The organism is Brevundimonas sp. (assembly GCF_031082345.1).
In the GTDB taxonomy this organism is placed as follows: domain Bacteria; phylum Pseudomonadota; class Alphaproteobacteria; order Caulobacterales; family Caulobacteraceae; genus Brevundimonas.
Window position 1 is genome coordinate 1 of the sequence record NZ_JAVHLH010000084.1, and the last position, 10,457, is coordinate 10,457.

The 10,457-nt window shown below is 67.9% G+C and carries 12 protein-coding genes and 1 riboswitch; of the genes, 6 read left to right on the forward strand and 6 right to left on the reverse strand.

The genetic code is table 11. From position 1 onward, the window contains the following. Positions 1–224 precede the first annotated feature (224 nt). The 5 genes from RDU12_RS07305 to RDU12_RS07325 all read left to right on the forward strand — a co-directional run bounded on the left by RDU12_RS07305 (position 225) and on the right by RDU12_RS07325 (position 2,825). A complete protein-coding gene (locus RDU12_RS07305) occupies positions 225–587 on the forward strand; it encodes an AtpZ/AtpI family protein (RefSeq protein ID WP_300293144.1) in 363 nt (120 codons plus the stop codon). Positions 588–594: 7 nt separating this feature from the next. Next, positions 595–1,374: a F0F1 ATP synthase subunit A gene (locus RDU12_RS07310; protein ID WP_300293146.1), complete on the forward strand. Its 780-nt coding sequence runs from the start codon at positions 595–597 to the stop codon at positions 1,372–1,374. A gap of 47 nt (positions 1,375–1,421) precedes the next feature. After that, on the forward strand, positions 1,422–1,646 hold the full coding sequence (locus RDU12_RS07315; protein WP_183255088.1) for a F0F1 ATP synthase subunit C: 225 nt from the start codon (positions 1,422–1,424) through the stop codon (positions 1,644–1,646). Positions 1,647–1,719: 73 nt separating this feature from the next. Further along, positions 1,720–2,313, forward strand: a complete 594-nt coding sequence (locus RDU12_RS07320; RefSeq protein ID WP_308684352.1) for a hypothetical protein — start codon at positions 1,720–1,722, stop codon at positions 2,311–2,313. Next, positions 2,313–2,825, forward strand: coding sequence for a F0F1 ATP synthase subunit B (locus RDU12_RS07325; protein WP_308684353.1), 513 nt, complete (start codon positions 2,313–2,315; stop codon positions 2,823–2,825). The genes RDU12_RS07320 and RDU12_RS07325 overlap by 1 nt, the downstream gene beginning before the upstream one ends. A 62-nt stretch (positions 2,826–2,887) precedes the next feature. Here RDU12_RS07325 and RDU12_RS07330 read toward each other — a convergent pair whose 3' ends face one another. From RDU12_RS07330 to gcvT, 5 genes are all read right to left on the reverse strand, one after another. After that, complete coding sequence (locus tag RDU12_RS07330) at positions 2,888–3,355, reverse strand: DUF6789 family protein (protein WP_300289728.1); 468 nt, start codon at positions 3,353–3,355, stop codon at positions 2,888–2,890. Positions 3,356–3,455: 100 nt separating this feature from the next. Further along, a complete protein-coding gene (gcvPB, locus tag RDU12_RS07335; protein WP_374990197.1) occupies positions 3,456–5,039 on the reverse strand; it encodes an aminomethyl-transferring glycine dehydrogenase subunit GcvPB in 1,584 nt (527 codons plus the stop codon). After that, positions 5,039–6,379 carry an aminomethyl-transferring glycine dehydrogenase subunit GcvPA gene (gene gcvPA, locus RDU12_RS07340; protein WP_300289727.1) on the reverse strand — a complete coding sequence of 447 codons (1,341 nt, stop codon included), beginning with the start codon at positions 6,377–6,379 and terminating at the stop codon, positions 5,039–5,041. The genes gcvPB and gcvPA overlap by 1 nt, the downstream gene beginning before the upstream one ends. 32 nt (positions 6,380–6,411) lie before the next feature. After that, positions 6,412–6,777, reverse strand: coding sequence for a glycine cleavage system protein GcvH (gene gcvH, locus RDU12_RS07345; protein ID WP_300289726.1), 366 nt, complete (start codon positions 6,775–6,777; stop codon positions 6,412–6,414). Positions 6,778–6,797: 20 nt separating this feature from the next. Next, positions 6,798–7,916, reverse strand: coding sequence for a glycine cleavage system aminomethyltransferase GcvT (gene gcvT, locus RDU12_RS07350; protein ID WP_300289725.1), 1,119 nt, complete (start codon positions 7,914–7,916; stop codon positions 6,798–6,800). A gap of 147 nt (positions 7,917–8,063) precedes the next feature. Continuing rightward, positions 8,064–8,161: riboswitch (glycine riboswitch) on the reverse strand. Positions 8,162–8,336: 175 nt separating this feature from the next. Between gcvT and RDU12_RS07355 the strand changes: the two genes are divergently transcribed. Then, on the forward strand, positions 8,337–9,845 hold the full coding sequence (locus RDU12_RS07355; protein ID WP_300289724.1) for a hypothetical protein: 1,509 nt from the start codon (positions 8,337–8,339) through the stop codon (positions 9,843–9,845). Positions 9,846–9,857: 12 nt separating this feature from the next. On the opposite strand, the gene add is transcribed toward RDU12_RS07355, so the two are convergent. Beyond that, on the reverse strand, positions 9,858–10,457 hold a 600-nt coding region (add, locus tag RDU12_RS07360; protein WP_308684354.1), incomplete at its 5' end, for an adenosine deaminase.

Here is a 10,457-nt window from a genome sequence, read left to right on the forward strand (position 1 = left end):
CCTGTCCCTCCCCGGACGGGGAGGGACAGGCGCACTCTCCACCCCCGAATCCGCCCCCTCTCCAGCGACCGTTCGCCACGCTTCCGAATCGGAGAAACAAACGTGCGGAGAATCAACGATCTAATGGTGTTCCGCACCGCCTTGACCTGCCGGGGTCCCGCCTATAGGTTCCGCGCCGAATTCAGACCCCCTCCGACGTCCGCGTCGGAGTGCTGAGGCCGACCATGTCAACCCCGCCGGAATCGCGTGAAGAGGCGATCGCTCGTCTCTCGAAGAACGCATCTGATCTGGAGGCGCGCACGACCCGCCAGATCTCTCACGAGGCGGCGGGGCAGGCGGCGGCGGGACAGGCCTGGAAGATCATCGCCGATCTGTTCGGCGGCGTCTTCGTCGGCCTCGCGCTCGGCTTCGGGATCGACTACTTCGCCGGCACATCGCCGGTGGGAATCATCGGCGGCGTCCTTCTGGGCTTCGCCGTCTCGGTGTGGATGGCGTGGCGCACGGCGCAGCGTCTGATGGCCGAAGCGAAACAGCATGGGGAGCCTCAGTCGGTTCCCTTCGACGACGACGAAGACCAGGGAGCCTGATCGCCCGATGGCCGATCCGCTACATCAGTTTCAGGTTAAGCCGCTTCCGGGCCTCGACTTCGGCGAGGTGACCCTGCCCGTGGTCGGCCAGGTGCATCTGGCCTTCACCAATTCCCACCTCGCCATGACCATCGGCTTCCTGCTGGTGGTCGGCTTCCTGACGCTGGTAACCTCCGGCGCCAAGGTCGTTCCGGGCCGCACCCAGGCCGTGGGCGAGACGCTGTTCGGCATGATCGACGGCCTGACCGACTCGATCATCGGCCATGACGGCAAGAAATATTTCCCGTTCGTCTTCACCGTCTTCACCTTCATCCTCGGGATGAACCTGCTGGGCATGTTCCTCAGCTTCACCGCCACCTCGCAGCTGGCCGTGACGGCGACCTTCGGCCTGATCACCTTCCTGCTGGTCGTGGCGATCGGCATCCGCAAGAACGGCCTCCGCTTCCTGAAGCTGTTCTGGCCGACCGGCGCGCCGCTGGTCATGCGCCCCATCGTCGGCCTGATCGAGTTCTTCTCCTTCCTGCTGCGCCCGCTGACCCTCACGCTTCGTCTGTTCGGCAACATGATGGGCGGCCACATCGCCCTGAAGGTGTTCGCCGGCTTCGTCGCCACGGCGGTCGTCGGGGCCGCCGGCTGGTTCGGCGTGCTGATCTTCCCGCTCGCGCTGGGCATGACCATCGGCCTGACCGCGCTCGAATTCCTCGTGGCCTTCCTTCAGGCCTTCGTCTTCGCTGTTCTGACCTGCATCTACCTCAACGATGTGGTCAACCTGGACCACGCCCATTAAGGGCTGACCAGTTCCTTCCAACCCAACCCAAACAGGATCTAGACACCATGGAAGCAGAAGCCGCCAAGCTCATCGGCGCCGGCATCGCGATGTCCGGCATGATCGGCGCCGGCATCGGCGTCGGCAACATCTTCGGCCAGTTCCTGGCGGGTGCCCTGCGCAACCCGTCGGCCGCCGGCTCGCAGATCGGCAACCTGTTCGTCGGCGCCGCCCTGGCCGAGGCCCTGGGCATCCTGGCCTTCGTCATGGGCATCCTGATCTGGATCTCGTAATCGGCTTCGGCGGCGCGGGCCCCGTCCGCGCCGCCGGCTGACGACCTTCCAGACCTTTCCCCCCAGGCGATCGATGACCGTTCAAGACACCTCCGTGCCGCACGCCGACGCGCCCGCTCCGGTCGCGATCGAGGACACGCACGCCACGACCGAAGCCGCCCACGGCGGCGAGCACGAGTCCGGCGGCCTGCCCCAGTTCGAGTTCCAGCACTGGTTCGGTCAGATCGTCTATCTGATCTTCCTGTTCGTCATCCTCTACTGGCTGATCGCCAAGGTCTTCGCGCCGCGCATGCGCCGCGTCTTCGACGAGCGCGCCTCGACCATCTCGACCGCGCTTGAAGCCGCCCGTCAGGTGCAGACCGAGGCCGCCGGCCAGGCCGAGGCCGCCAAGGCCGAGGTCGAACAGGCCCGCGCCTCGTCGCGCGCCACCGCCGCCGCCGCCAAGGCGCGCGTCACGGACGAGGCCAACGCCCGCGCCGAGGCCGAGGAAGCGGTCGTCAACGCCCGCATCGCCGAGGCCGAAACCGCCATCGGCAAGACCCGCGACGCCGCCATGGCCAACGTCTCGGCCATCGCCTCCGACACCGCCGCGGCCATCGTCGAACGTCTCACCGGCAAGGCCCCCACGGGCGCCGAAGCCGCCGCCGCCGTGAAGGGCGCCGCCTGATGGAATTCTTCAATCCCCACCTCTACGACCTGGCCAACCCGGAACTCTGGGTCGCGGTCGGCCTGATCGCCTTCTTCGTCATCGTCGTTCTGGCGGGCGTGCCGAAACTCGTCGGCGGCGTCCTCGACGCCAAGGCCGCCAAGATCCAGTCCGAGCTCGACGAGGCGGCCCGTCTGCGCGCCGAGGCCGAGGCCCTGCTGGCCCAGATCCGCACCGAGAAGGCCGAGGCCGAGGCCCAGGCCGCCGAAATGCTCGCCGCCGCCGAGGCCGACGCCCGCGTCATGGAGGCCGAGGCCAAGGTGAAGCTGGAAGAGACCCTGGCCCGCCGTCAGGAGCTGGCCGAGCGCCGCATCGCCCAGGCCGAGGTCCAGGCCACGGCCGAGGTCAAGGCCGCCGCCGCCGACCTGGCGGCCCGCGCCGCCGAACAGATCCTCGCCGCCCGCCTGGCCGGCCAGAAGACGGATCCCCAGCTCGACGACGCCATCGCCCAGATCGGCTCGCGACTGAACTAGGGGGCGGGACCGCTCGCCGCTGAAACAAAAAAGCCCCGCTGCGAAGCGGGGCTTTTTCCGTTCTAGTGCGCCGTGGCGCCGCCCACCGGAACCCGATGGCGCTTCTCCCGCGCCACCAGCCGCCCGTAGACGTTGCCGAGCACGATCCCGTAGATCGCATGGCTGGCGATCATCCAGGCCAGGCTGCCGAACCCGGCCCGCATGAAGAACATGCCCGCGCCGCCGATCGGCGCGATCACCAGGCCCATCAGGACGAAGGCGCCCACGGCGAACAGGATGCCCTTCGATTCGGGCGTGTCCGTCGGAAGCCTCGGGCACAGCACCCCGAAGATCGCCCCGAGACCGAGACCGGCCACAAGGTGCGCGACCCAGCCGATCGCCGGCTGATCCGCGCCCTGCTGCAGAATGACGGACAGCAACTGCGGGAAAGCGACGGCCCAGTGGCCCACCGTCATATTGATCGCCTCGATGATCGAGACGACGACCGTGGCCGCCAGACCGGCGACCAGGCCCTTTTGTACGCGTGACATCATGACCTCAGCGCCTCCCAACGCTCGTTTCTGGTTCTGATTACGCAGACCCGAGCATACGCCTATGAGGGAGACCGTCGTTCACATTGCCGCGACCGGCCTATTCGGCCGCGATGTTCGACCCCTCCGGCGCCGTCCAGCGCAGAATGGGCGAGCGCGCCGCCCGGGTCTCGTCGAGCCGTTTCAGCGGGGCGTGGAAGGGGGCGCCCTTGAAGCGGTCGACGTCGCCGGCCTTGGCCGCCGTGGCCAGGGCCCGCATCGCCTCGATGAACCGGTCCAGTTCCTGCTTCGACTCGGTCTCGGTCGGCTCGATCAGCATGGCCCCGTGGACGACCAGCGGGAAATACATGGTCATCGGGTGGAAGCCCTCGTCGATCATCGCCTTGGCGAAGTCGAGCGTGGTCACGTCCGTGCCCTTCAGCCATTCGTCGTCGAACAGGGCCTCGTGCATGCACGGCCCCTCGGGGAAGGCCGCCGACATCAGGTCCGACAGCCGGGCCTTGATGTAGTTGGCGTTCAGCACCGCGTCCTCGGCCACCTGCCGCAGCCCGTCCGAGCCGTGGCTCATCATGTAGCTGAGGGCGCGGACGTACATGCCCATCTGGCCCTGGAAGGCGCACAGCCGGCCGAAGGCCTGCTCGGCCTCGTCCTCGGCGAACTCGACCAGCTTGAAGCCGTCCACGCCCGACACCACCCAGGGGGCCGGCGCGAACGGGGCCAGGGCCTCGGACAGCACAACCGGGCCGGCGCCCGGACCGCCGCCGCCGTGCGGCGTCGAGAAGGTCTTGTGCAGGTTGATGTGCATGGCGTCGACGCCCAGGTCGCCCGGCCGCACCCGCCCGACGATGGCGTTGAAATTGGCCCCGTCGCAGTAGAAATACGCCCCCGCCTCATGCGTCAGCCGGCTGATCTCGAGGATGTCGCGCTCGAACAGGCCGCAGGTGTTGGGATTGGTCACCATGATGGCGGCGACGTCCGGCCCCAGCTTCGACGCCAGGTCGGCCACGTCGACTCGGCCGTCCTCGGTCTGGGCCACTTCCACGACGGTGTAGCCGACGAAGGCGGCGGTGGCCGGATTGGTGCCGTGGGCCGAGGTCGGGACCAGCACCTTGTTGCGCGGGTTCTCCGAGCGCAGCCCCTGTCCCGCGGCGCGGTGGGCGGCGCGGATGGCCATCAGGCCGCACAGCTCGCCGTGGGCCCCCGCCTTGGGCGACAGGGCCACCGCCGGCATGCCGGTCAGGGTCTTCAGCCAGTGGGCCAGCTGGTCCATCAGCTCCAGCGCGCCCTGCACCGTCGACTGAGGCTGCAGCGGGTGGATGTCTGAGAAGCCCGGCAGGCGCGCCATCTTCTCGTTGAGGCGCGGATTGTGCTTCATCGTGCACGAGCCCAGCGGATAGATGGCCAGGTCGATGGCGTGGTTCTTCTGGCTCAGCCGCACATAGTGGCGCATCGCCTCGGGCTCGCTGAGCCCGGGCAGGCCGATCGGGTCCTTGCGCACCAGATCGCCCAGATCGGCGCCGGTCCCCTTGGGCTCCGGCAGGTCGACGCCGGTCTTGCCCCAGCCGTCGCTCTCGAAGATCAGGTGCTCGTCCTGCAGCAGGCCGCGGCCGCCGGTCAGGGTGGCGGGCTTGGTCTCGACCCGGTTCGGCGTGGTCGGACGGCCGACGGTGTTCATGGTGCTCATTACAGAACCTCCGCCAGGGCGGTCTTGAGGGCGGCGATATGCGCCTCGGTGGTGGTCTCGGTGGCGGCGACCAGCAGGACGTTGTCCATGCCGGCGGCGGGGGCGAGGCGGCCGTAGGGCACCCCGGCCAGCACGCCCTTCTTCGCCAGGGCGTCGACCACCTCGGTCGCGTTCTTCGGCAGCTTCACCGCGAACTCGTTGAAGAAGCGCGGGGTCAGCACCTCGACGCCGGGGATCGACGCCAGCGCATCGCGCGTGGCTACGGCCGTCTCATGGTTCAGCAGGGCCATCCGCCGCAGCCCCGTCTCGCCGAGCAGGCTCATGTGAATGGTGAAGGCGAGGGTGCACAGTCCCGAGTTGGTGCAGATGTTCGAGGTCGCCTTGTCGCGGCGGATGTGCTGCTCGCGCGTCGACAGGGTCAGGACGAAGCCGCGCGCCCCGTCGGCGTCCACCGTCTCACCACAGAGGCGGCCCGGCATCTGCCGGATCAGCTTCTCACGGCAGGCGAACAGGCCGACGTAGGGGCCGCCGAAATTCAGGGCGTTGCCGATCGACTGGCCCTCGGCGGCGACGATGTCGGCCCCCATCTCGCCCGGCGACTTCAGCAGGCCCATCGACACGGCCTCGGTCACCACCACGATCAGCAGGGCCCCGGCGGCGTGGGCCGCCTCGGCGATCTTCGTCACATCGGTGGCGGTGCCGAACACGTTCGGGGTCTGGACCACGACGCAGGCGGTGTCCGGCCCGATCTGGTCGATGACGGCGGCCTCGGCGTCGACGGCCGCAGCCAGCACCTGGGTCTCGACGCCGACGGCGTGGACCACGGTCTCGGTCGCCGCGACATAATGCGGATGCACCCCGCCCGAGATCACCGCCTTGTTGCGGCGGGTCACGCGGGTGGCCATCAGCACGCCCTCGGCCATGGCGGTCGAGCCGTCATAGAGGCTGGCGTTGGCCACCGGCATGCCGGTCAGGTTCGCGACCTGGGTCTGGAACTCGTACAAATACTGCAGCGTGCCCTGGGCGATCTCGGGCTGGTAGGGCGTGTAGCTGGTCAGGAACTCCGACCGCTGGATCACATGGTCGACCGTCGCCGGCACATGGTGGCGATAGGCTCCGGCCCCGCAGAAGAAGGGCGCCGACCCGGCCGCGGTGTTCTTCGCCGCCAGCGCGCCGAGCGCCCGCTCGACCTCCAGCTCGCCCGCCACGCGCGGCAGGTCGACGAACCCCTCGCGCCGCGCCGCCTGCGGCACGTCCACGAACAGATCGTCGATCGTCTTGGCCCCGATCGCCGCCAGCATGGCGGAGCGGTCGTCGGGCGTCAGGGGGAGGTAGCGCATGGCGGCGAGGTCCGTGCGGGAGGGAAGGGGTTCTAGAGGGTGGCGAGGAAGGCGTCGTAAGCGGCGCGGTCCATCAGGGCGTCCAGCTGCGAGGCGTCGGACACGCGAATTTTCGCGAACCAGCCGTCGCCTTCCGGATCGGCGTTGACCGTTTCCGGAGCCGAGGCGAGGGCGGCGTTGCCTTCGATCACCTCGCCCGAGACCGGGGCGTAGACGTCCGAGGCCGCCTTGACGCTCTCGACGACGGCGAAGCTGTCGCCCTTCGACACCGTCTTGCCGGCTTCCGGCGTCTCGACGAACACCACGTCGCCGAGGGCCTCGGCGGCATGCTTGCTGATGCCGACCGTAGCGACGTCGCCGTCGAGGCGAACCCACTCGTGATCCTTGGTGAAGCGCATCTCAGTTCTCCGGGTAGCCGTCAGGCGGTCTTGGGTTTGCGATAGTAGCGTTGGGCGACGAAGGGCGTGGCGACGACCTCGGCGGCGGCGGGCTTGCCGCGCACGAGGACCTTCAGCTCCGTGCCCAGGTCAGAAAACTTCGGCGGCACATAGCCCATGGCGATGTTGCGGCCCAGCGTGGGGGAGGGGCCGCCCGAGGTGACCTTGCCGATTATCTTGCCGTCCATGTCGGCGATCTCGGCGCCCTCGCGGGCCGGGGCGCCTTCCTTGACGCTCAGGCCGACGCGGACCCGCGACGGGCCCTCGGCCAGCTCCTTCAGAATACGGTCGGCGCCGTTGAAATCGGCCCGCTCCTTGCGCGACTTGGACAGGGCGAAGGTCAGGGCGCCTTCGACCGGCGAGGTCGTGGCGTCGATGTCGTGGCCGTGCAGCGGCAGGCCGGCCTCGAGGCGCAGGCTGTCGCGGGCGCCGAGGCCGATCGGCTTGACCCGGGCGTCCTTCAGGATCTCGGTCCAGATCCGCTCGGCGTCGGCCGCCGGGACCGAAATCTCGTAGCCGTCCTCGCCGGTGTAGCCCGAGCGTGAGACGAAACAGTCGACCCCGAACAGCACCAGCCGGGCGCAATCCATGAAGCCGAACTCGGACAGCACCGGCTCGTGCTTCGCCATCACCTCGGCGGCCTCGGGCCCCTGGATGGCGATCAGGGCGCGGTCGTCCAGCACGGTCAGCTTCGCGTCGCCCCGCAGATTGGCTTCGAGGAAGGCGAAGTCGGCGTCCTTGTTGCCGGCGTTGACCACCACATAGAGGCCGTCATGGTCGGGACGACCCGCCATCAGGTCATCCATGATGCCGCCCTCGGCGTTGAGCAGCAGGCTGTACTTCTGCCGTCCGGCCTTCAGGATCGCATAGTCGCCGGGCACGAAGCGCTCGAACTGGGCCACGGCGTCGTCGCCGGTGATCTTGCACTGGCCCATGTGCGAGACGTCGAACAGGCCGGCGTGCTCTCGGGTCCAGCGGTGCTCGGCCAGCACGCCCTCATACTGCACGGGCATGTCATAGCCGCCGAAGCCGACCATCCGGGCGCCCAGGGCGCGGTGCGCGGCGTTCAGGGGCGTGGTCTTCAGGGTCTCGTCGGTCATGGTTCAGTCTTTCACGGTCGCGTCACGCGGCGGAAAGCTCCGCCGTCCTCGCGCCCCCGCTGTCCTGAAGCCTGAGAGATTCCGGCGCCGGTGTTACGGCGTCTTGCTCCGTCGGCGCGCCCGCAAGGAGCGACTTTCCAGCGTCCGTATGTCCTCGCGGTCCGTTTGCCTGAGCGTTTCCGGGGCGGTTGCGCCTTCGGCTCCGAAGCCTCCGAAAAGGCCCCGATCTCTCCCGCGAGAGCGCCGCGACCTAGGCCCCGACTCCGGGGGGAAGTCAAGCGTGGGCGGGATGCGGGAGGACATCAAGAGATCTGAAAAACGCGGCCGGCATAGATCGTCGGGATCCCGTTGGACTTCTGGCGGTATACGACGGCGTCGGACAAGTTGGGGTTGGACTGACGGCGTCGCGCGACGCACGATATGGCAGGCGACCTGTTGGCGCCCTCCGGAGCGATACAAATCACCGTGCGACGACGTTTCCTTCTCAATTTGGGCTTGCTCGCTTTGGGGACCGGCGCTCTGGGCCGGATGAACCCCGCCACAAGCGACCCGAAGGGGATTGGAGAGCTTCGGCTGCATCCGGAATCGTTTGGTGCGGTTGGCGACGGCTCGACCGATGACGCGACGGCGCTATCGGCTGCGATGACCGCGGCGGCGGCGGCGGACGTTCCGCTGATCCTGAGTCCCGGCAAGAATTATCGATGCGCTACGGGCCTGATCGCTCCGGCCAGGCTCGAAATCAGCGGCTATGGTGCGACGCTCAGCACGGTGGCGAACATCTCTCTGCTGACGCTGGGGACCGGATGCGTGGTGCGCGGCGTCCGTTTCAAAGGGCCGTCATCAACCTACCACGCTGACTCCAGGGGCGTCGTATTCTCCGGCGCCGTCAACGGTCCAGGGGTCGCCCCGGCGTTTGTCTCCGGCGTTCAGTTGATTGACTGTTCGTGGGACAGCTTTGGCTATCTGGCCATCCAGCCACTCTACGACGACGGAACCCGGGTCATAAATCCGACGATCACGAACTGCGGTTACGGCGGGATCATCACGCAAGGATCGAGAAATTTCATAGGTGAGGGCGGCTATTTCGACACCTTCACCGGCGAAACCGGGACCGGCGATCTGGAGGCGATGGCGATCTCGTGGTCCTGCGCCGACAATGAGATCGATCATGCTCGCTACCCGCCCTCGCGCAATTGCGTCTGGTATGGCGGTCTGTTCAAGAACTGTCCGACATGGGCCGTGCTGGACACCCATGGCGGGGAGGATTGCCACTTCGTCAGCCCGACCATCGTGGATTGCCGCCGGGCGATATGGCTCACCAGCCGGGCCGGCGCCGGGCCGGTCCGCTGCACCGCCACCAATGTGACGGCCTCCAATAACTTTCCGGAGGGAGCACGCAACAGCAACGGCGCCTCGAAGCGTGATGCGGCATTCCTCATCAGCGGATTCGACGCAGCCCGGTTGGCGCGGGACTGTCACATCACCGGAACCGCGACGCGGTTCGGCAGCGCAGAGGACGCCATCACCAGGCCCGCCGCGACGATGGCGCGGACTGACGCCTCCTGCAGCATGGATATCAAGCTGATCGATCCCTACTGCGTGGGTTTCGCGGCAGACACCGAGGCTCGAGGTCATGTCCGCGCTACTATCGAGAACCCACAAAGCTCCGGTGCGGGCGGCTCGATCACGTCGCCGGCCTATGTTGCTGTCACGGCGACCGGGTCCGATGTGGTGGACCTCACGCTCGACATCGAAATGGTCCGCAACAAGCCCGGACTGAATACCTATGTCGGGGTTCGCGCCGTGGTGTCATCTGGCAGACTCCCGAACGTCCGGCTCAATTTTCAGCGCCTGCGGTGGGACAAGGCAATAGACATGACCATCGGGACAGACCCGGGAGCCGTGATGGGTGTCTATCCCGTCCGCTGACGCTGACCTGGCCTATCCCCGTGCATAGGCCTCCACTTCCGAAATCCGCGCCGCCTTCCCGGCCTCGTCCAGGAACGATCCCTCGAAACTGTTTCGCGCCAGCTGCGTCACCTGCGCTCGCGTCAGCCCGACCGCTTCGGCCAGCCGGCGGTAGTTGTCGTTCACATAGCCGCCGAAATAGGCCGGGTCGTCCGAGTTCAGCGTCACGTGCAGGCCCCGCCGCAGCATCTCCGGCACGGGATGGTCCTTCAGGTCCTTCACCACGCAGAGCTTCAGGTTCGACAGCGGGCACACCGTCAGGGTCATCTGCGACGCCGCCAGCCGTTCGATCAGCGTCTCGTCTTCCATCGAACGGTTGCCGTGGTCCATGCGGTCGATGTGCAGCAGGTCCAGCGCCTCGCGCACATACTCGGGCGGCCCTTCCTCGCCGGCGTGGGCCACCCGCTTCAGCCCCATCTGGCCGGCCCGCTCGAACACGCGCCGGAATTTCGACGGCGGGTGCCCGACCTCGGACGAGTCCAGCCCGACCCCCTCGATCCGGTCCAGCCACGGCCCGGCCTGGTGCAGGACGTCGAACGCCGCGTGCTCGTCGAGATGGCGCAGGAAACAGAG